Raw genomic sequence first — 22,595 nt, 5'->3', positions numbered from 1 at the left:
GAAAAAGGTGAGTCGTATTGGAACCATTAGTTTCTGTGATTATAACTTGTTATAATCATGAAAAATATGTTGGTCAGTGTCTGGAAAGTGTATCTTCCCAAACCTATAAACATTTAGAATTAGTGATTATCAATGATGGATCGACAGATAATTCAGATCAGATTATTAGAGATTATTTATCACATGTTTCGCTAAAACATGAGTATTTGGTTCAAGAAAACCGAGGCGTTTGTGTGACACGAAATAAAGGACTTGAGCGAGCTGTCGGAAAATACCTATTATTTGTCGACAGTGATAATTATCTAGATAATCAATATATTGAAAAGCTAGTTGAAACTGCCGAAAAAGAAGAAGCAGATATTGTATATACTGATCTTGTAAATGTTGAAACAGGTGAGCTGTTTATGGAAGCCAAACCATTCCAATTGGAAGAGTTTCTTTCTAGTAACTTTATTGATAATTGCTCGTTGATAAGAAAAGAAATTGTTGGTCAGCTAACATATGATTTAGCGTTAAATAGAAAAAAATTAGTCGACTATGACTTTTTTATGCGACTGATTCTTACCAACCATGCGAAAGCTGTTAAATGTTCTTCCACAAAATTAAATTATCGAGTGCTACAAGAATCAATATCAAGGAAAGGGCAGCATGGGACCGAAAAATTTTATTATGAGATTTATCTTTATCTCCTGAGCAAGCATCAGGAACAATATCCGCAACTGGTTCTTTCAGCAATTAAGAATAATATCATGCAACTGGAAGACCGAAACGAAGAATTAATCAATCATCTTGCAGATTTGACTAATTATATAAAACAACAAAACAAAGATAATGAATTATTGCTTGCAGAAATTAATGAATTAAAAGTATCAGTGGAAGACTTAAACAATGAAAAACAGGCGATAGATCAGCGATTACTTGAAGAAAATCTTGAAAAAAATGACTTGCAAAATCAGAATTTATCTATGGCGCAATTAATTCAGTTGCTGGAAAACGATAAACAAGCGTTGATGTCATCTAAGTCATACAGGGTTGGTAAACTTATTGTGAAGCCTTTCAGTTATGGACTAAGATTTTTAAGAAATCCTAGTAAAGGATTAGTACTTGTTGATAAAGCAAAACAAAAGTTATTGGTTAAACTCAGAAAAATCCCTAATTTGCAATTTTTAGTTTTATCTAGCAAACGAAAAGCAACACGCAAAAGAAATGTTTATCAAAATCCAAAAAGAGTATTGGTATATGTTATCTATGAAAGCCAATCCCAGCTGCAAGAGTATAAACTCATTTTTCTTTCCTCTTTAGCAGATTTTTCAGAAAAAGTATTAATCGTAGTGAATGGTAAATTACCGGAGTCTGACTTAGAAAAGCTTCGTAAGTTTGGGGAGGTCGTTCTTAGATCTAATGATGGATATGATACGGCAGCCTTTAAACACGGTATCGATTTTCTTGGCGAAAAGGAATTAAGTAAGTATGATGAATTGTTATTGGTGAATGATACAAATGTTGGTCCAGTCTCAGATTTAACAGAAGCATTTAATAAAATGGCAGCTAAAAAACTTGATTTCTGGGGAATTTCTTATGGAGAAGAGCAACCTGATTTTACCAAGTATAACAAGTATGGATATATCCCTATTCATTTACAGTCCTATTTTTTAGTAATTGAGAAATCAATGTTCCACGATCCATCATTTTATGACTATTGGAAAAATCTTGGAGATACAAACTCAAGAGAAAAAGCAATCGGAAAGCATGAAACGGTTTTTACAAAACATTTCAGCGACTTGGGCTTTAAACACGGGGCTTTAACCGAAAAGAATACGGATAGTCCAATGTATATCCATCCCCTTCAAATGGTTCGAGAGGGTGTACCTATCGTTAAATACACAGCTTTTGCAAACGATACAGACGAGAAATTTGCTTGGCAAGGACTTCAGAGGAAAACAGAAGTTCCTGAATTAATTGAATATATTAGAAATGAAACGGAGTATCCAGGTGCTGTGATCGATCAAATCATGGAGGATATCAAAAATAAAAAGCACAAAGAACATATTCTCATAATAGATGGTGTCGAAAATGCAATTCCGCAGTTAACAAAATACCGTGTACAAAATAAGATTGAACAGTTAAAAAACCTAGGCTTTGATGTCTGGCATGTTAATCTTTCTACATTTCAAATGGGATTAGCTGAACACGCAAGTCATATCATTATTTACCGTGCACCATATGATGAGCGATTAGCAGAACTGATTCGTTTAGCAAGAAAGTACCATAAACCTGTGCTGTATGATATTGACGATTTAGTGATCGATACCAAGTACACGGATCAGTTGACGTACGTCCAAAATCTTACAAAAGTTGAAAAAAACAATTACGATAGCGGCGTTATCAGTTACAAAAAAATGATGCTTATGTGTGATGGGGCAATAGCTTCCACAGGTGTCTTAAAAGAGGAACTTCTGAATTATCACCAGAACGTACTGCTTAATCGAAATCTTGCGAACCAAGAGTTGGTGGCGATCAGTCATGATGCAGTTGAAAATAAGATGGAAGATAGTACAAAGGTGAAAATCGGGTACTTTTCGGGATCTATCACCCATAATGAGAATTTCGAATTGATTAAGCCTGCTATTCTAGAAATCTTAGAAACTTTTCCGCAAGTGGAATTGCATTTAGTTGGGCATTTAGATGTCCCGAAAGAAATGGAAAGGGTAGAATCGCAACTGGTCATTCATCCATTTGTTGATTGGAAAGAATTGCCGAAACTGATTTCAAACGTAGATGTAAATTTAGCTCCACTAGTACCATCAGTTTTTAATGAAGCAAAATCAGAAATTAAATGGATGGAAGCAGCTCTGGTTCAAGTACCTACATTAGCAAGTAATATTGGTGCATTTAAAGAAATGATCATTGACTATGAAACAGGATTCTTAGCAAAAGATGATGAATGGTTTGAAAAACTGTCATGGATTATTGAGCATCCAGAACGAGTACAGAGTGTGGCAAAATGTGCTGAGAAGTTTGTATTATCAAATTGTATCACAAATAATAAAGAAGATGAGTTAACAAATTACTTTAGGGGGCAGAGAATTGAAGTTCATAAGTAGAAATATTGCCGAATTGAAGGGGAATTGGAAAATGGGAATAGGTTTCTTGATTATTCTCCTTCTAAGCCAATATCTTCTTCAATATAAAGATTCTACTTGGCCTAAGCTCTATATTTTAATAGCTGCTGCTGCCTTGTTAATTTTGTTATCTTTTAGCAGACTAAATGAAAGTAAGCAAATTGCTAGAAATACCTTTCTTTTGATTGCAATTATGGGCTCATTAAATTCATTGATTTTTCCGGTAAATGGAAATCTGGATGAATACAGTCATTATTATCATGCGCTTAATCTAGCGGATGGTGAATTGACAAAACGTGTTTCGCAACAAAATTTTCGAGAAGTTTCTCCTGATTATCAGGCAATTTCAAGCGTTCCAATGAAGAAATTAGATGGATTAGCGACAAATCTCTATAACAAAGAATTCATAAACATAAGACACGTTCCGTCCGACTATCGATCAGAGTTGCTTGATATATCAGAGACGTTAGCCAATCCTGCATATATACCTAGTGCTTTGGGAATTTCTCTAGGAAGACAAATCAGTGATAGAGTTGCTGTCTCTTATTATTTAGGTCGTATTGGAAATGTATTGTTTTATGCATTTCTGGCATGGTTAGCTGTTAGAGTCAGTAGGTATTACAAGATTCAACTGTTTTTGACTTCTACTTTACCTTTTACATTATGGATTTCAGCAGGGTACACGTATGATAACTTGTACTATGGTTTGACTCTCCTTCTATTTGCCCAATTTACAAATCTAATTAAAGATAACAATAAAATAACGATAAAAAAAATAGTAGCATATTGTGTTACTTGTTTAGGATTAGTATTTTGTAAAGCCCCAATGTTAGTATTGATATTTTTACCTGTTTTTATACCATCTAAAAGGTGGGAAACTCGGAAAAATTTTTATAGTTACTTACTGCTTTCGTTTTTTACATTACTTACAAGTTCCCTTTGGATATTTAGAGAAAAGATATCGATGCTCATAACTCCTCAAACAGCACAAGCTTCTTTATCCAGTATTGAATCTACAACTGAAATATCACGAACTTCATATTTTTTGGATAACATAGGGTACACGATAGAGGTTTTTTTACGGTCGATTCTGGAAATACCAAAGAATATAATAGAATTCATTGAAATGCCTCAAATTGATATCATGTCTACAGGCGTTTTAAGAAATGTAAATAGTATAAGTTATATATTACTAATAATCTTAGCAAGCTTTTTGTTAAAAATAGTTCTTGATAAAAAAATGATTTTATGGTCATTAATTTTGTTTTTAACTATTACATTGGGTACAATTTATGCAATTTCTGGAGATACTCGCGTCTTTAATATTGGAGATTTGCACGTGAGTGGTGTACAAGGTAGGTATCATTTCTATCTTATGGCCTTTCTTCCTCTTTATATAAAGTCCTTTACAGAAAGGACTTCATTTAGAAACGAGAATATTGCTCAATTTCTCAATGAAGAGCAAATAACTAATTTTATAGTTAAATCTGTTTTTGTTATAACAGTATTGAATTCTTGTATTGCAATATACGGGTTTCTATAAAAATCACAAAAGGGGATTATAATGAAAAAAATTATGTTCATTTCACCAACTGGCACGATGGACAACGGGGCAGAAATTTCAATATTCAATTTAATGAAATATCTAGTTGAGCAAGGATATGAAGTAGTAAATATTGCACCGGTTAGTGGAGACGTCGAAGTAAATGACTACTCTCGAATTTTTGAAAGTAATGGGATCAAATGTTTTTTAGTTTCAAATCAACGGTGGTGGTGGGAGGATGCACCAGGAATGTTATTTGGAAGTGAAGAACAACGAGCGGCATCTTTTAGAAATACTATCGATCTCATTACAAAAAAGATAGACGAGTTTGATATTGAGTTGGTAATCACAAATACAGCAAACATGTTCCAAGGTGCGATGGCGGCGGCTGTTCAAGACGTTTCTCATATCTGGTTAATTCATGAATTTCCTTCCGGCGAATTTGCTTACTACAAGGATAAAATTGAGTTTATAGAAGAATTTTCTGATGAGATTTTTGCTGTTAGAGGCGAGTTGAGCAATAATTTGCAAGAGCTGTTTACAAGGAAAAAAATCAAGTCATTCGCTCCCTACACAGAGTTAAAACAAGTTTCCCTTAAAAATGGAGATGTTCAAAGAATCGTTTCAGTAGGACGTATCAACCCAAGAAAAAATCAATTAGAACTAATAAAAGCATATCATCAGTTGAACAGGTACGACATTGAGTTGGTTTTTATTGGTGCATGGGATGATGAGTATAAAGAAAAATGTCTCGATTATATCAAAAAAAATCGTTTAAAAAATATAACTTTTCTAGGAAATGTAGACAATCCATGGGAGCATGTGACATCGAAAGATATATGCGTTTTTTCTTCAGCAATGGAAACATTCGGTTTAGTTTATGTTGAGGCTCTTTTAAACGGTGTACCAGTTATTATATCCAATAATCCAGGGCACATGTCAGCATATGATTTTTTTAATCACGGTTGTGTCTATCCATTAGGTGATATAGATAAATTAGTAGAAATGATCCGCGATCGATTAGATAACTTCGATGACTTCAAAAGCGAAACAGTCAATTTCTCCGTTGAAGCAAAAGAGAAGTACCAGATTTATTATGTTTATCAAGACTTAATCGAAGCGATCGATTCCGTAACTGCTTCGCCAAAAGCGATTCGCCATATAAAATCTTTATTGACCTTAAATGAAAAAAAGAGCAAACTGGCGCAATTTGAGTATCAAACGAGAAGTTTCCTGCAAAGAGTTAAGTATAAAATAAGGAAAAGCTTTAAATAAAGTTCAAATGATTCTAAGTAAAAAGACAAGGCCGGCAACAATGCTGGGCTCCCCGTCAAGTGGACAATGAAATAGAATAAAATTATTTTGACGACTGTCTACCGAAATTCGGGCTCTATAATTTATGGGACTGATGAATCAGAATTGATTCTTCAGTCCCATTTTCATTTTAGGTATTAAAAAACATATCGTTCTCTAGTATGATTAAATCACCACAAAATAAACAACTGAGAGGACGATATGCTATATGAATGATTCTATCAAAAAAATGCTGAGAATAATAGAGAAAGATTTGATGATTACAGAGGTCTCTTACGAGACCCTTCAGAAGAAAAAGACGTTGGTCGTCGATGCTGTTCTCTCGCCTACTCCTCGTGCTTGTAGAAGTTGTGGTTCTACTGTGGTAGATGGAAACGGGAAAGCAATTATAGTGAAAAATGGGAAGAAGGAAACGATTGTCCGTTTTGAACAATACAATCATATGCCTTTGGTTATGCGCCTAAAAAAGCAGCGCTATACCTGTAAAAACTGCCGAACCCATTGGACTGCTCAAAGTTATTTTGTCCAACCCAGACATTCAATCGCAAATCATGTTAGATATAAAATTGCTTCTTTACTGACTGAAAAAGTATCTTTATCTTTTATTGCGAAAAGCTGTCAGGTATCTTTGACCACCGTTATTCGTACATTGAAAGAGTTTAAAAGCTATTTACCAAAGCAATCCAAGAAGATTCTCCCCAGAGTATTGATGGTTGATGAATTTCGTTCGCATGCTTCCATAGAAGATAAAATGAGCTTTATTTGCGCAGATGGCGAAACAGGAAAATTAATAGATGTTTTGCCTACGCGTAAATTACCTCGATTAACAAGCTATTTCTTAGGTTGTACCAATCCAGAAGAAGTAGAATTCTTGGTGACAGACATGAACGCCGCCTACTTCCAGCTCACCAAACGTGTTCTGCCAAATGCGAAAGTAGTGATTGATCGGTTTCATATTGTCAAACACATGAATCAAGCGTTCAATGAGTTGCGTATCCGTGAAATGAATGAACTTCGTAAAGCAGGACAGAAAAGCCAGGCAGAAAAACTGAAAAAGAACTGGCGCTTTTTGCTAAAAAATCGTGCAAACATCAACCATTATGAATACAAAACATGGAAAAGTTTCCGAGCACCAAAATACCCATTTCTTACTGAAGCAATGATGATTGATCGATTGCTTGAGTTTTCTACGCCCCTGAAGGAGGCGTATCCCTTTTTTCATGAATTAGTTGAAGCCTTTCGAGACAAAGACCCTGACTTATTTTTCTGCATATTGGCAGAACTTCCCAAAACGTTAGATGACGGCTTTCGGGAGAAGCTTCAAAACCTTCTGACCTATGAAGAAGGCATCACCAACGCAATGATCTATCCTTATTCCAATGGAAAAATAGAAGCGAAGAATACCCACATAAAGACAATGAAACGAGTATCCTACGGATTTAAATCATTCGAGAACATGAGAATTAGAATCTTTTTGATCAATAAATTAATCAATGTAAGATAACAAAAAATCTGAGCCAGAATGTGGTTCATTCTGACCCAGATTTGATTTTGCACAACTCATCAGTCCTTATTGACAAAGAGCCGAAATTCGGTAGGCAGTTTTTATGTTTTTTACTTTGTTTAACCTCAACTTTGCTCGACTGGCCTCCTTCTTGGTTAAGCGGATTTATTCTATTCGCTTGTCCAAGAGGGGGAGTGATTAAGCTGCCATTAATAATTCTTGATGAACTTGGATCGGTGTTTTGCTCTTCAAACATCGTTGATAGCGACCATTGTTGTAATAGTTCATGTATTTCTCGATCATTTCAACGAGACTTTCTCTACTGATAAACTTTCGCCGATAATATTTTTCTCGCTTAAGCATTCCCCAGAAGCCTTCCATTGGACCATTATCGGTACAACGGGCGACACGAGACATACTCTGCTTCATTTTCGCTTTCTTTAGCTTTGTGCAAAAAACTTTACTTGTATATTGAAATAGCGGATGAGCGGTTGGTTCGGCGGCGACTGCTTGATCGAAGGTATCAAAGACTAATTTATTGTTATTTTTGTCGCTGATGACAAATGAAACAATGCGACGATCGGCGAGATCGAGAATAGCGCTCAAATAGATTTTCTTCACTTCGGCCCCTTCATAATACTTGAATTCACTCACATCTGTTAGCCATTTTTGATTCGGTTGATCCGCATAGAACTTTCGATTCAAATAATTTTTCGCAATATGATACGGAGTCTTGGATGCCTTAGTGATACTATTGCCTGAATGCTTGATGGTTGATTGGACTTGAAGTTTGCGACAGATTCGAAGAATACGCTTGTCATTCACTTGAAAGCCATAATCATTCACGAGATCTTCACAGATTCTGCGATATCCTTTATCGTTGTCTGCTTCATAAATATAACGAACAAGGTCTGCCAACTGTTCATTCAATACCACTTCAGGCAGTTTGGGATTTTTTAACCAACGATAATAGGCCGATCTTGTGACATGGAGCAGGGTACACATGGTGTTAATTGGATAGCTTTTTGTCTCGTGCAGCTCTTTGATCGATTGGTATTCAAACGTATGACGAACTAATTCAAATCCCGCCTCCTTTCTAACTCACTGACTTTTTTTAACAGGTCATTTTCCATTTCAAGCAACTTGATCCGTCGTTCTTGTTGAGCCAGTTTATCGCGCATTTCTTCTTCGGGTGTTCTGGCAGGTTTACTTCCCGCTCGTTGCCCTCGACGGTCTTCTAAGCCTTTTTCTCCCATCTCGTCGTATTTCAACACCCAGTTCCGAACTTGTTGGTAAGAGACTTGGTACTGAATCGCGGTTTTCCCATAGTCTCGACCGTTGATAATACAGTCATGCACAATTTTAATTCGTTCATTCAATGTTGTTTTTCTGGATTTACTCATTCTACTTCCACCACTTTCTGATTTGAAGTTTCTATGAGTATTATATATCTTTAACCAGTCTTCTAATTGTTTTTTGTTACGAAGCCCGTATTTCTTGGCGACAGCTCTTAAGCTACCGTGTGTTCCAGCTAAATAATCATGGACCGCATTCAGTTTCAACTCTGTTGAGTATGATTGATTCCTTTTTGTAGGGAGTAAACCTGTGGGTCCTTCATTCTCATAAAGAGTGATCCACCTTTCTATCGTACTGAAACTTACTTGTGCTTCTTTGGCCAGGCTGTGTATGCTAGCTTCATTTTTTAAAGCTCTTTCTACAAAAGCTAGCCGTTCTTCTGAACTTAATTTCATTTTTCCTCTAGACATACAAACTCCCCCTATATAAGCCACTTTATATTTCAGTGTCCTATATAGGGGGAGCATATCACAATGGCAACCTTGTCCTTTTTACTTTTTCAGTTAAAAGTTTACTATTTCACGGACCGCTTACCCCTAGAGATAGTAGGGATCGAGTATTAAAGCAAAAAATACAAACAAGGCTTTAAAAAGTTGTTTAATTCTATTAGCAATAAAAATAGCTTGATAGGTGAATATGTCAGAGATTTAATGCTATCATAAACAAAATGATCAGATTTTACGATATATTTATTGTTGAGTTGTTTCCTCGACCATATCAAATAGTGTCAGTAAAAAATAATTGAGTTTTTACTGACACTACTAAAAGACTGGTTAGTATATTCAATTATATAGTAAAAATTTATCGTAGTGATTGGTGTGATTTAGCAATTTATTATTTAACTTCAAGGTCTGATCCTTGCATAATCTGCTGATTGTAAAAGCTTGATGTCTTACTAAGTTCATTAGAGAATTCATCAAACCCTAATTTTTCCATTAGAGTCATTTCTTCTGAAAATAGATTTGTTCCTAAGCCTAATCGATTTCCCTCAATGGAAACACCTAATGCAGATAAAGTGGTCGGAAACAAATCCAATGTACTGAAAGAACGATTGGTATTATTCAAGGTTGTTACCGGTGAGTTAATAAAGAGATTGAAGACAGTTCGCTCATAGTCTTCAGGGATACCATTAAAAAAAGAGGGATCCATGCTTAGGTGGTCACCGGCAATTACGATAGTAGTATTATCATAAAAAGACTGTTGCTGAACCCATCGTATAAAATTACCTAACATATAATCTGAATAGTGGATGACATTACTATATTGCTGTTCAAAAAGTTTAGGTGTATTTTCGGTCATCAAACCATCCGGGAAGTGCATATCAGCTGTTAGAAGCGTTAAATTAAAGGGCTCTTCTGACTGTGAATCTTCTATAAGTATGTTTTTAGCAAACTCAAAAAGTTTCTCATCCTCATATCCCCACCAGACTTTATAGTCAGACGGTATCCATTGATTATCGATGGCATATTGATAATCTTTTATTTGGTAATTTCCATGTTGAGAGTAAAATTTATCTCTGCCGCCAAAGCTTGCATCGGAACCGATTAACAGTGTTTGATTGTATCCTTCTTGATCTAAAATGGTACCGATTGTGGTGACACCAGGCATAAAAGATGAAGTATTGCCATATTCATTTTCGTTATAGCCACCAGAGACTCTCAGAGGAACCCCAGAACTTTGGGCAACCATTCCTCCTACTGTAAAACCAACACCAGGAACTTGACGAGCACCGCCGAAAGTACTTTGGTGCGAAAAATTTAGTCCATCTGCATAAGCTGATTCTGTGAGATTTGGTAATAGATTGACTTCTTGCATTCCGCCAAGGTCAATGGATAAGTACGTTGATTCTAATGATTCGACGTAAATATAGATAAGGTTTCTTTTTTGGTCTGGAAAGGTAAGCGCAACATCATTCGGGTCCACATAAAAATCTTCGTAAATCGTTGATTTTTCAAAAAAATATGCTTTTAGTTCTGCATAGCCCAATGTTTGTATACCAAAGAAAAAACCGTATATAGTGAGGCTTACACTAATGAAGGAAAAAAAGAAACTCGTCTTTTTGGTTAACTTAATTTTCTGAAACTTTTTGTAAGATAGAGCACAGAGTAGCAAGTATAGGATTACTAGAAAACTAAGTGTGAGAATAATAGAATTTAATAAAGGACCCAAAATGAACGTATAAATTTGGCCCGCATCTGTTCCTGTCAAGGGTTGAGACAAAGTGTATAGAATTTCACTAATGCCTACATTACCAAAAAAATTTTTCGTCCAAACGGCACTGTTTCCCGCAAGTGCTCCAATGAATACTAGTAATGAAAAAATAAAAAAAGAAAGTTGAAGACGCCAGGTCAAGGATTGAAATATTCTGTCAATCAGACCTGTTTTTTTGATAATCAGTACCGTTGATAAGAGAAAAAGAAAAACAAGGATACTTACACCAGTGACAGCGGACTTGGTTGAAAGGAAACTAAAAGATAAGAGATTTTTTCTTAATTCAGTTAAGCCGAGTGATCGTGCAATAAATGCCGTGAATGAGAGATGAGAAACGGCACAAAATAGAGAAAGCGAAATTCGCCGATAAAAGCTTCTATTTGCTGTTAAAAAGAGTATGAGAATAAAAAGTAAGATTGAAAAAAGCATCCTGTACCTCCAAATACATATTATATATAGTATACTAGAATAATAACAAGTCTCCAAAAGAAAAACTTAAAAAAAGGCGTGGAATCCTTATTTTTTTTCATTTTTTGCCAATTAATGAGAGTTTGTCTTCTTTAAGTTTTTTTCGGGATTTTAATTTTTGTTGAGAATTACTAAAAAGTCGAGTATAATTTTTTAGAATTGGATATTTAAAACTCTTAACAATTCATGGAAAGGGATATTCATGCATACATTTGTTATTTGCGCTTATAAAGAGTCTTCTTTTTTAGAAGAATGTATACTTTCTTGTTTAAATCAGACAAGTATGAAAAAAGGAAAGTCCAAGCTGATTTTGTACACAAGTACACCAAATACTTATATAACAGATATTGCCAACTCTTATGAGATACCTATGTTTACTAGTTCAGGCGGAAGTATCGGACGAGATTGGAACAATGCATTGTCTTTTGTTGATACGCCATATGCGACGATCGTTCATCAAGACGACATCTATTTAAAAGAGTATGGTGAAAGCGTCATTGATGCGTTCGAAAATAATAATCAAACAAGTATTGTGTTTACGGATTATAAGGAAATCGATCAAGAAAGTCAAATTAGAAAAAGATCAATAAATCTTAAAATTAAAACGTTCGGTTTAAAAACAATGGGGTTATTACAATCAAAGTGGTATCAAAGGCGAATATATGCGTTTGGGAACTTTATTTGTTGTCCAGCTGTTTCATATAATTTGCGGGTGCTCAATGACTTCAAATTTAATGAACAGATGCGAATGGCAGTAGATTGGGATGCATGGGAACGAATCATGAAGCGGCCGGAAAACATTTGTTACATCTCAAAAAATGCAATGTATCATAGAATTCACGAAGAATCTGAAACAACTGCAACAACCCTGGATAAAACGAGAGAAGCAGAAGAATTGGAAATGTACAAACGTTATTGGGGGAAAACCATTGCTTCTTTTCTCATGAAATTTTACGTGAAAAATCAAAAAAGCAATCAATTATAAGAAAAGTTAGGGTGTAAATCGTGAATCCAAGAATTTTACTGATTATTCCAGCATATAATGAAGCAGAAGGTATTGTCCAAGTAATCGACAAGGTACTCGAGTATAGAAAAAAAACACCATATAATTTAGATTATCTTGTTATCAATGATGGGTCTACAGACAATGAGGAAGCGGTATTATTAGAAAACAATATTCATCATGTCGAGTTGGTGAACAATTTAGGTATTGGAGGAGCTGTGCAGACGGGATATCTGTATGCATTAGAACACGATTATGATATCGCAATTCAATATGATGGCGATGGTCAGCACGATATTGAAAGTTTAAGTCAGTTGGTTGAACCGATTATCAATAATCAGGCTGATTTTACCGTCGGATCCAGATTTGTAGAAGACAGCACGTCGACGTTTAAATCTACTGGTGCAAGACAATTAGGAATCAAGCTTCTTTCAGGACTTATTTACCTTCTGACAAAAATGCGCGTCAAAGATGTAACGAGTGGTTTCAGAGCAGGAAACCGGCAAGTAATCAGACAATTTGCCCATCGATATCCGAGCCAGTATCCGGAACCTGAAAGCTACATGCATTTAGTAGCCAAAAACATCCGGGTGAAAGAGATTGGGGTAAACATGTTCGAAAGAACGACTGGTCGCTCGAGTATTCATTTTTTCGACTCGGCAGCGTATATGGTTAATGTCTCTTTGGCTATTCTGATTGCATCTTTGATCAAAAAGGAGGAATCCTAATGCCTGTTCAATTACAAATTATTGCTATTTTTTTAGCATTAGGTTTTTTTGTCTTAACTGTTTATTTGATTCGTAAAGATCATGCAGAAGTACGTCAAATGAACAAATGGCTTTTACTGGGAATAATAATGTTGATCGGTGCATTATTTCCCAAAGTAGGGACGACGATTGCCCACTTTCTAGGGATCAGTACACTCACTTCTTTAGCATTATATAGTTTAACTGCCTTTTTATTGTTTATCACTTTAACAACTAGTATTGCATTGATAAATACGCAAAGACAAGTCAAAACTTTAACACAAGAGTTATCTTTTTTGAAAAAGGAAATTAGAGAAATGAAAGAAGGAGAAAAATGAAGGGTATTTATTTTTCCCAAGATTTAACGCATGCTGGTGGAATTCAAAAGAAGATCAGTCGGCAAATTGAAGAGTTTGAAAAAAATGGTTTTTCCATGAAACCCTTAATAAACCCAAAAAGGAATATAGGTCATTTGTTTGTAAACCTAGTTCCTTTTTTTTCAAGACAGTTTTTTTTAAAAGAGAAAATAAATTGGCAAGAGTACGACTTCGTTTACATTAGAAAAAGTGCGGTTTTTGATAAAAGTGTTATCGATTTATTAAAAAAAATCAAGAGAATGAATCCATCAATTATTGTCCTATTAGAAATTCCAACATATCCTTATATGAATGAATTTAAAGGAATTGTAAAATGGGACATTCAAGCCAAAGAACATCTCTGGACACCATATTTAAAACACTACGTTGATCGAGTTCTGACTTTTTCGGATGATGAAAGAATTTTTGATGTACCATGTATCAATCTTTCGAATGCATACGACTTTGCTAGTCCGATTGAAGGCAGTAATGAGGGAGATGGTGCAATCCGATTACTAGGGGTCGCAGCACTTTGTTTCTACCATGGATATGATCGCGTCATTCAGGGACTGCACGAATACTATAATTCATCTGATGTTAAGAGAAACGTCATGTTCACTTTAGTCGGGGATGGTCCTGTCTTAAAGGACTATAAAAAGCTGGTCTCTGATTACCACTTAGAAGAAAAAGTGAAGTTATTAGGCAGAGTAGAATTTTCTCAATTGGATCAGTTTTATCAGAATGCAGATATTGGGATTGACTCTTTAGCCCGTCATCGATCTGGAGTGACTTATAATAGTAGTTTAAAAGGAAAAGAGTATTTGGCGAAAGGGTTACCGATTGTTTCTGGAGTGAAAACTGATTTGGATAATTGTGATCTTCCGTTTTATTATCGTGTACCGAGCGATGATACACCAATCGATATTCCAAGCTTAATTGAGTGGTACGATTCGATGCTTGAAAATTCTTCAAAAAAGGAATTAAGCGCAGCTATTTTTCAATATGGTGTTAGTCATTTTACTTTTGAAAAAACCTTTAAGCCTGTAATTGACTATTTGAGGAGTACAAAATAATGGATGAGAAAATCAGTATAATAATTCCAATGTATAACGGAGAGAAATATATAGGTGAATGTCTCACTAGTCTTATGAATCAAACCTATAAAAAAATAGAGATCATCGTTGTTGATGATGGCTCAACAGACGATTCAATAGAGGTAGTTAATGAAGTCATAAAGAAAAACACATCCAGAGTTATTCGATTAGTCAGTAAGAGTAACGGTGGCCAATCAAGCGCTAGAAACGCAGGAATTTCGTATGCCAGTGGCAAATTTATTGCTTTCATTGACTGCGATGATTTTGTTACGCCGATTTATTGTGAAGAATTGATGCATGCGATTAAAACATGTGATGTTCAAGTTGCTATGTGCAAGTTTACCAAAGAAGAAACCGAGTTGAACTTTGCTGTGGTCAATCCTCCTAAAATTGTTGAAGGGACATTTTTAAGACTAATTGACGAATTGTACGATTCTGATTTTCCAGCAGTTTCTCCAACAGTAAAACTGTATAACGTGGAACTTTTCAAAGACCTTTCATTCACTGAAGGAATCATTTATGAGGATGGGTTGTTTTTCTATGAATTGATTGACAGGATAACGAAGATTGCATTGGTTGATAGTAAAAGCTATTATTACCGAACAACAGAAAATTCAACTTTAACGAGTAAGATAAGCAAGAAGAATTTTGATGTGTTAAAGAAAAACAGGTTAACTGAGAACTTTTTTAAAGAGAAACATCCTGAAGCATTAGGGCACTTTTATCAAAAAGCACTGAATCTGAATGATTTTATTGCAGTAAAATGTATCCAGGATAAAACCCCTCTTTCTAATCAGTTGATTAGAGAAATATTTTCGATGAATCAAGAATATGCAAAAGAGAATGCCGTAAGACAGATTCTCTATAAAAACTATTTTCTTTATAAAGTCTTTCTCACTGCAGTAAGTATGATTTATAAGAATAAAGAGAATGGGAAAAAAAGTATTTTGGCAAGAATAATAAAAAAAATCATATAGAAGTAGGATCAGTGAAATGAAGAAAACAATAGGAATCTTAATTCTGAATTATTTAGCTTTTCAAGATACAATTGAGTGTGTGGAATCTTTAATGAATCAAACCTTTAAAGAGATAGATATCCTAATCGTTGATAATGATTCTCCGAATGATTCCTTCAAACGTTTATCAGATAACTATGAAGATTCAGAACAGGTAACCGTTGTACAGACGAAAGAAAATCTTGGCTTTGCAAGAGGAAATAATTTTGGTCTATCAATTTTTAGAAAGAAAGGAATTGAAAGGGTCCTGGTTATTAATGGTGACACTCTCCTTGAAGATAGAACTTATTTAGAAAGATTAGCTTCAATATCATACAACGAGGATATTGGAATGATTGGAACAAAAATTATCACCAGAGACGGAAAGAACCAAAATACGTTAAATGTCAACCTAAAAAAGAAAACGGATTTGATTCTCCCTAGATTGAAGTTATTTTTGTTGGAAAGTTCATTGAAATTAAATATCTATCAACACCTCAAAAAATTGATGCCAGATCAGAACAGCACGAATCAATCAGCTTCTTTTTCGGAAGAGCCCCAGGAAATACTAGATCCTTACGAGAAGACACTTCATGGTGCAGCAATCTTTTTTACCGAAAATTATTTGAGAAACTATGTTGGCTTTTACCCGGAAACATTTCTTTATTTTGAAGAAGATTTTTTGGCAATCCTTTGTCAGCGACTTGGATACAAGCAACTGTATATACCAGCGTTGAGTATTTACCACAAAGAAGATGCTTCGAGTGACCTATTATATAATGACAATCTGAAGAAATCATATCTTTTTAAGTTAAGATATTCAAAAAAGAACTTATCATTAATGAGCGGATTGTTTTCGTTATCAAATGAAGACTTAAAGAGAAGGATGAGTATCTAGATGAGAAATGCTTTTAGATCAGGTATGATTTTTACAGCAATCGGACAGTACAGCAATGTTTTGATCCAATTGCTGATAAACGTTGTACTGTCAAGATTAATACCAGTTGAAGAATTTGGGGTGGTAGCGAATGTTCAAGTTTTCCTAGTATTTTTCCAAATGTTTGTGACAGCTGGCCTAGGTCCGGCGATCATTCAGAACAAAGAGATGAAGGAAGAAGATTATGGCATTGTTTTTAACTATACAGTTCTGTTTGCGTTTCTGTTAGCTGTCGGTTTTGGGTTGTTCGGCCATTTTGTTGCGATTATCTATAATAATTCTATCTATAAATCGCTATTTTGGTTTATGTCGATCATTGTATTCTCAGAAGGAATGAACGTTGTACCAACGGCAATTTTAAATAAAGAATTGAGATTTCGAACCCTTAATTTGAGGCTCTTGTTCTGTAATCTTTTTGGTGCAATCTTTGGTATTGCCTCAGCTTTTGCTGGCTTTGGCGTTTATGCATTGATTTTAAGTGCCGCTATTCCTGCAATTGCTACGCTGTTTGCTAATTTTGCTGTAGTTAAGATCAAGTACACAAAAAGTTTAGACCCGCAACCTTTTAAAGTACTATGGTCATTCGCAAAAAACCAATTAGGTTTTACAATATTAAATTATTTTTCCCGTAATTCAGATAATTTACTAATTGGACGATTTTTAGGTCCCGTGCCCTTAGCAAATTATCAAAAGAGTTATCAAATGATTACTATGCCCAATACGGTATTTTTAGGTATTATTTCCCCAGTTCTGCAACCTGTTTTGTCACATCATCAAGATGATGTGAAGTTGATACGAGAAACGTTTTTAAAAATTGTCCATGTCCTAGGATTAATCGCATTTCCATTAACTATTTTTATGGTAATGAATGCTGAGGAAATTATCCTATTTCTCTTTGGTTCTCGCTGGTATGCCGCTGTCGTTCCTTTTTCAATATTGGCATTTAGTATATGGGCGCAGATGCTTACTTCTGCAACTGGAAGCATATTTATGGCAAGAAACCATTCAAAAACATTATTGAAAACGGGAATGATTTCAACTTTTTTGATTCTTAGTTTAACATTGGTTGGAATCAGTTTCTCGAAGATAACTTATGTGGCTGCCTTTGTTTGTGCAGCGTATATCTTAAATTTTTTCACCTCCTACTGGATTTTAATGACAAAAGTCTTAGAAGGAAAACTTTCAGATGTTTTGAAGCAGCTGATCAGCCCAGTATGTATCAGTGTCGTTTTAGCAGCTGCTCTCTTTTTGTTCGATCATTTCATCACGATCGACACGAACTATTTCGTCTTACTGGTAATCAAAGGTATTTTATGGTTAATTCTATTGGTTTCATGTTTGTTGATTACAGGGGAAGTTAAAAAAATAAAATCTGTCTTTTAGATTTGCTATACTCAAGAAAATCTTGTGGTATTCAAATAAAAAATCGCATCTAATTAAAAAGGAGTGAGTAATTCATATGAAAAAAAGGTTGGCTAATTTCTTTCTGGTTCTAGTAATCCTTGCGAGCAGTTTCAGTCCAATCATTGGACTTGCTGAAACGAACGTTGTAGGACAAGAAATGACAAGTAACGTTTCAGAGAGTTTGACAAATGAGCAAACCAGCAGTACTGATTCAAATTATCAAAGCGAATCTACAGAAACGACGGAAATGTCGGATAGTACTTCTACAACAAATAGTGAAAGTACAAGTTCAACTTCAGTAAGTGACTCAAGTACGCAAGATATAACAGAATCATCTTCAAGTACGTTTGATTCTACGACAGAGCAGACGACGTCTTCTTCCAGTGAAGAGGATGATATTGAATTAAAATCCGCAAAAGGTTTACCCAACTTGAAACTAATGGTACATATACAAACAGATGGGGAAACACAAGTACCACCAGCTAGTAATGTTACTGGTGGTACAGTTGGACAGGCGAAGCGTTTGGAGGGAATGTCGCTCGCTATTGATCCAGACAGCACAGAACTTAAAGGTAGTATCGTTTATTCCACGCATGTTCAAACTTATGGCTGGGATTTAGGCGAAAAAAGAGATGGCGAATTTTCTGGAACGATTGGTGAAGCTAAGCGCCTTGAGGCAGTCAAAATTAATTTGACCGATGAGTTAGAGGAGGACTATGATATTTATTACCGCGTCCATTCACAAACGTTTGGTTGGCTTGGATGGGCGAAAAACGGGAATGAAGCGGGTACTTCTGGATTTGCTAAAAGACTAGAATCTATCCAAATTCAGCTAGTGGAAAAAGGTAGTCCAGCACCCGGGAACACTGATAAACCTTATGTTTCAACTGACAATGTAACCCAACCTTCGCTTCATTTATCTTCGCATGTTCAAACTTACGGATGGCAAGAGTCCCAATCGAGCGGTCTTGTTTCTGGAGGTGTTACTGGAGAAGCAAAGAGACTAGAAGCGATTCAGCTTCGTTTAGATAATAATATTTATGATGGAGATATCGAATACCGTGCACATGTTCAGAGTTATGGTTGGCAATCCTACCAAACGAATGGTGCAATTGCAGGTACAACAAATGAAGCTAAACGGATAGAAGCAATTCAGATCCGCTTGACAGGAACCTTGTCTCAATTATTTGATGTCTATTATCGGGTTCACATTCAATCGTTTGGCTGGTTAGGGTGGGCGAAAAACGATCAAATGTCGGGAAGTGTCGCGCTCTCACGAAGAGTAGAAGCAATTGAAGTTCAACTTGTGCAAAAAGGAACGGCGCCGCCAGGAGATAGTACGATGCCGTTTATCTCCTACGAAACAATTGAAACACCAAGTATTCATTTGAGTGCACATGTTCAGACTTTTGGATGGTCGACGACGATTAATCCGGGCCAAGCGAGTATTGGAACAGTTGGTCAGGCAAAACGACTGGAAGCAATCCAGCTAAGTTTAGAAAACTCACCAGTTACAGGTGGAATAGAATATCGTACGCATGTCCAAACCTATGGTTGGCAAGGGTATCAATCTAATGGGAGTACAGCCGGTACAACAGGTGAGGCGAAACGGATCGAAGCACTCCAAATTCGACTGACCGGCAATATCTCATTGCTTTATGATATTTATTATCGAGTGCATTCCCAGACTTATGGTTGGCTTGATTGGGCTCGAAATGATCAGCGGGCTGGAACGAGTTCGTTAGCAAAACGTGTTGAGTCTCTCGAAATAAAACTTGTGCCTAAAAATCAACCGGCACCAGGATCGACAACCAAACCGTATATCGAAATGCAAGAGTTTCTATTTGTAATGGGACACGGAGGGATTGACCCGGGAGCAGTGGGAAGCGGGACAAATGAGCGAGACTTTACAAGAAATGAATTGCTTCCATATTTGCGGAAGTATGCCAATCAATTGAAAGAAAGCAGAATTAATTTTTATGATGTGTCACGCGATATGTTTACTGACACTCGAAACGGACAAGGAGCACACCTTGTAAGTAATGCAATCACTTCAGTTACAGAATTTCATCTAGATAGCGGAGGTATCGGAGCTTCTGGGGGGCACGTCATAGTGAGACCAGGGGGATCCAATTCAGTTAATATCGGGCTAGCGAATACCATTCGGACCTATGTCGGCTGGCATCCTTCATTTGTTAATTCGAATGGGTTGAGTTTTAGACAAGACTTATTGAATTTAAATATTTTCAGATCTAGAGGGATTGAGTATCGCTTAATGGAACTTGGCTTTATCTCCAATCCTTCAGATGTTGCGAGAATAAGAAACAATTTGGACAATATCGCAAAAAACATTGTGCAAAACGTGACCGGTGAAAAATTATAAAAGTTTTAAATGAGCAGAATGCTTAAGTAAAAAAAAGAATGTCATTTCTTTCTGATGAGTTTTCATGTATAATGATACAAGTCAAAAAGAAGAAATTAAGGAGGAGTTGTTTTGTCTAAACAACATCCAGAAGATTCTTTTAAAGAGAAAGTTATGGAGTCTTTAAAAGAATCAAGTTCAAAAAAAGAATCGATATCTGAACACAGCTTCTTGGATGACGATTCTGTGGGATCTCGTAGTAATCATCTAAATAAAAGTAAACATATAGAAGAGAAACAAAATCATTCTGCTTCTTCAGAAAGTTTGCAAGAAACTGTTTCTGAAAAAAACCAACGCAGATTGCAGCGCAGCAAGGAAGACAAAATAGTTAATAAGATCGTGTTGATTGTTGTTCTTGTTTTCTTAGTAATCGGCGGAATATTAGGTTTCTCAGCTTATCGATATGTTACTTCAAGTTTGCAGCCATTAGATCCCGATGATACTGAGAAGGTGACGATTGTTATTCCAAGCGGTTCTTCGAATAAAGCAATTGGTGAAATCTTAGAGGATGAGAACATTATTAAAAGTGGAATGATTTTTAATTATTACACAAAATTTAATAATCTGACGGGCTTTCAAGCAGGAACATATCATTTTTCACCAAATATGACACTGGAAGCGATAAGTGAGCAGTTGCAAAATGGCGAAGGCTCGGTCACCTCTGATGCAAAAGTGACGATTCCAGAAGGATTTGATGTTGATCAAATCGGTGATGCTCTAGCGGAAGCAACGAATATCTCGAAAGACGATTTCTTAGCTTTGATGGAAAGCGATGAGTTCTTTGAAAAAATGAAAGAAACCTATCCTGAGCTTTTAGCAAGTGCCGGCGATGCGCAAGGTGTGCGTTACCGACTAGAAGGATACTTGTTCCCAGCGACGTATGACTACTATACAGGGAATACCCTAGAAGAAGTCGTTACCCAAATGGTGGATAAATCAAATTCAGTCTTGTCGAAATATTTCGATCAAATTGCTCAAAAAGAAATGACGGTTCAAGAAGTCCTTACTTTGGCTTCACTTGTTGAAAAAGAGGGTAGTAAGCTAGAAGATCGTAAAAATATCGCACAGGTATTCTTCAATCGCTTAGCGATTGATATGCCGCTGCAATCGGATATTTCGATTCTATACGCGTTAGGTGAGCACAAAGAGCTAGTTACTTATGAGGACACTCAAGTTGACTCTCCTTATAATCTCTATGTGCATACTGGCTACGGACCTGGACCATTCAACAATCCAAGTGAAGCAGCGATCCAAGCGGTCTTAGATCCAACACCGAACAACTACTATTATTTCGTTGCTGACATTCAAACCCAAGAAGTTTACTTTGCGGAAACCTATGAACAGCATATGCAATTAGTGGAACAATATGTAAACAATACCTCAAATTAAATTTTCATAGGTTTATAGTTTACATTTAAAAAAAAGCATGGTAATCTTTTGTGGACTCATCGCAAAAGATTACCTTTTGCGATTTATTAGAAGTTACTAAAAGGAGAAAAGAACTATGGTAGAAAAAGTTTACCCAATGACACTTGAAGGAAAAGAAAAGCTAGAACAAGAATTAGAAGAATTGAAAACGGTAAAACGCGGCGAAATCATTGAACGTATCAAGGTAGCCCGCAGTTTTGGCGATTTATCCGAAAACTCAGAGTATGAGTCTGCTAAAGATGAACAAGCGTTTGTCGAAGGCCGAATCACTACTTTAGAAAATATGATTCGTTTTGCAGAGATCATTGATAATGAGGGTGTAGACTCTGATGAAGTTTCCATCGGAAAAACAGTTATTTTTGTTGAGTTGCCTGATGGTGACGAAGAAGAGTACATGATCGTCGGTAGTGCTGAAGCAGATCCATTTTCTGGTAAAATTTCCAATGATTCACCAATCGCTCGTGCCTTGATTGGGAAAAAAGTCAATGATGAAGTGACGATCTCAACGCCAGGCGGAGATATGCAAGTAAGAATCACAGAAGTAAAGAAAAGCTAATTGCTTGATCACTCGATCAATCTAGTTGACCCTGTTGTTCATTCTCCTTTAGGGAATTTGATCAAACAGGGTCTTTTTTCGGACCAGCGACGGATGGACAAACCATTTTTTTCAGGTATGATAGAGTAGAATTACT

Annotated in this window: 16 protein-coding genes and 1 pseudogene; 14 read left to right on the top strand and 3 right to left on the bottom strand. The window is 35.9% G+C overall.

What is annotated here, in order from left to right:
• The first annotated feature begins 17 nt into the window (after positions 1-17).
• From IGK61_RS11040 to IGK61_RS11025, 4 genes are all read left to right on the top strand, one after another.
• Entirely contained in the window at positions 18-3,104 is a 3,087-nt protein-coding gene (locus IGK61_RS11040; protein WP_074536752.1) for a rhamnan synthesis F family protein, read from the top strand.
• Positions 3,088-4,665, top strand: a complete 1,578-nt coding sequence (locus IGK61_RS11035) for a DUF2142 domain-containing protein (RefSeq protein WP_081343907.1) — start codon at positions 3,088-3,090, stop codon at positions 4,663-4,665. The genes IGK61_RS11040 and IGK61_RS11035 overlap by 17 nt, the downstream gene beginning before the upstream one ends.
• 21 nt (positions 4,666-4,686) lie before the next feature.
• Positions 4,687-5,940 (top strand): glycosyltransferase family 4 protein, encoded by a 1,254-nt coding sequence (locus IGK61_RS11030; protein ID WP_016621272.1) that lies wholly within the window; start codon positions 4,687-4,689, stop codon positions 5,938-5,940.
• A gap of 247 nt (positions 5,941-6,187) precedes the next feature.
• Positions 6,188-7,483, top strand: coding sequence for an ISL3-like element ISEfa11 family transposase (locus IGK61_RS11025; protein ID WP_074536952.1), 1,296 nt, complete (start codon positions 6,188-6,190; stop codon positions 7,481-7,483).
• 198 nt (positions 7,484-7,681) lie between these two features.
• Here the strand turns inward: IGK61_RS11025 and IGK61_RS11020 are convergent.
• The 3 genes and pseudogenes from IGK61_RS11020 to IGK61_RS11010 all read right to left on the bottom strand — a co-directional run.
• Positions 7,682-8,545, bottom strand: a pseudogene (locus IGK61_RS11020) (IS3 family transposase); the annotation flags it as partial.
• Positions 8,546-8,556: 11 nt separating this feature from the next.
• Positions 8,557-9,249 carry a transposase gene (locus IGK61_RS11015; RefSeq protein WP_438844826.1) on the bottom strand — a complete coding sequence of 231 codons (693 nt, stop codon included), beginning with the start codon at positions 9,247-9,249 and terminating at the stop codon, positions 8,557-8,559.
• Between the two features lie 424 nt (positions 9,250-9,673).
• Positions 9,674-11,479 carry an LTA synthase family protein gene (locus tag IGK61_RS11010; protein WP_074535121.1) on the bottom strand — a complete coding sequence of 602 codons (1,806 nt, stop codon included), beginning with the start codon at positions 11,477-11,479 and terminating at the stop codon, positions 9,674-9,676.
• A gap of 241 nt (positions 11,480-11,720) precedes the next feature.
• On the opposite strand from IGK61_RS11010, the gene IGK61_RS11005 reads away from it, so the two are divergent.
• From IGK61_RS11005 to greA, 10 genes are all read left to right on the top strand, one after another.
• Positions 11,721-12,503 (top strand): glycosyltransferase, encoded by a 783-nt coding sequence (locus IGK61_RS11005; RefSeq protein ID WP_074535122.1) that lies wholly within the window; start codon positions 11,721-11,723, stop codon positions 12,501-12,503.
• Between the two features lie 20 nt (positions 12,504-12,523).
• Positions 12,524-13,249: a glycosyltransferase family 2 protein gene (locus IGK61_RS11000; protein WP_005229540.1), complete on the top strand. Its 726-nt coding sequence runs from the start codon at positions 12,524-12,526 to the stop codon at positions 13,247-13,249.
• On the top strand, positions 13,249-13,605 hold the full coding sequence (locus tag IGK61_RS10995; RefSeq protein WP_074535123.1) for a DUF2304 domain-containing protein: 357 nt from the start codon (positions 13,249-13,251) through the stop codon (positions 13,603-13,605). Before IGK61_RS11000 ends, IGK61_RS10995 begins: the two co-directional genes overlap by 1 nt.
• Entirely contained in the window at positions 13,602-14,696 is a 1,095-nt protein-coding gene (locus tag IGK61_RS10990; protein ID WP_074535124.1) for a glycosyltransferase, read from the top strand. The genes IGK61_RS10995 and IGK61_RS10990 overlap by 4 nt, the downstream gene beginning before the upstream one ends.
• Positions 14,696-15,694 carry a glycosyltransferase family 2 protein gene (locus IGK61_RS10985; protein ID WP_254777429.1) on the top strand — a complete coding sequence of 333 codons (999 nt, stop codon included), beginning with the start codon at positions 14,696-14,698 and terminating at the stop codon, positions 15,692-15,694. The genes IGK61_RS10990 and IGK61_RS10985 overlap by 1 nt, the downstream gene beginning before the upstream one ends.
• Positions 15,695-15,710: 16 nt before the next feature.
• Complete coding sequence (locus IGK61_RS10980) at positions 15,711-16,610, top strand: glycosyltransferase (protein WP_074535125.1); 900 nt, start codon at positions 15,711-15,713, stop codon at positions 16,608-16,610.
• Positions 16,611-18,032 (top strand): lipopolysaccharide biosynthesis protein, encoded by a 1,422-nt coding sequence (locus IGK61_RS10975; protein ID WP_074535126.1) that lies wholly within the window; start codon positions 16,611-16,613, stop codon positions 18,030-18,032.
• 76 nt (positions 18,033-18,108) lie between these two features.
• Positions 18,109-20,436, top strand: a complete 2,328-nt coding sequence (locus IGK61_RS10970; RefSeq protein ID WP_074535127.1) for an N-acetylmuramoyl-L-alanine amidase — start codon at positions 18,109-18,111, stop codon at positions 20,434-20,436.
• A 153-nt stretch (positions 20,437-20,589) separates the two neighbouring features.
• Positions 20,590-21,864, top strand: coding sequence for an endolytic transglycosylase MltG (mltG, locus tag IGK61_RS10965; RefSeq protein ID WP_373193034.1), 1,275 nt, complete (start codon positions 20,590-20,592; stop codon positions 21,862-21,864).
• A gap of 115 nt (positions 21,865-21,979) precedes the next feature.
• On the top strand, positions 21,980-22,459 hold the full coding sequence (gene greA / locus IGK61_RS10960; RefSeq protein WP_005229556.1) for a transcription elongation factor GreA: 480 nt from the start codon (positions 21,980-21,982) through the stop codon (positions 22,457-22,459).
• Positions 22,460-22,595: the final 136 nt, after the last annotated feature.

Origin of the sequence: Enterococcus sp. AZ063 (genome assembly GCF_051715045.1) — a bacterium.
In the GTDB taxonomy this organism is placed as follows: Bacteria; Bacillota; Bacilli; order Lactobacillales; family Enterococcaceae; genus Enterococcus_D; species Enterococcus_D casseliflavus.
The sequence above is the reverse complement of the archived record's forward strand: the minus strand, read 5'-3'. Positions and strand labels throughout refer to the sequence as shown.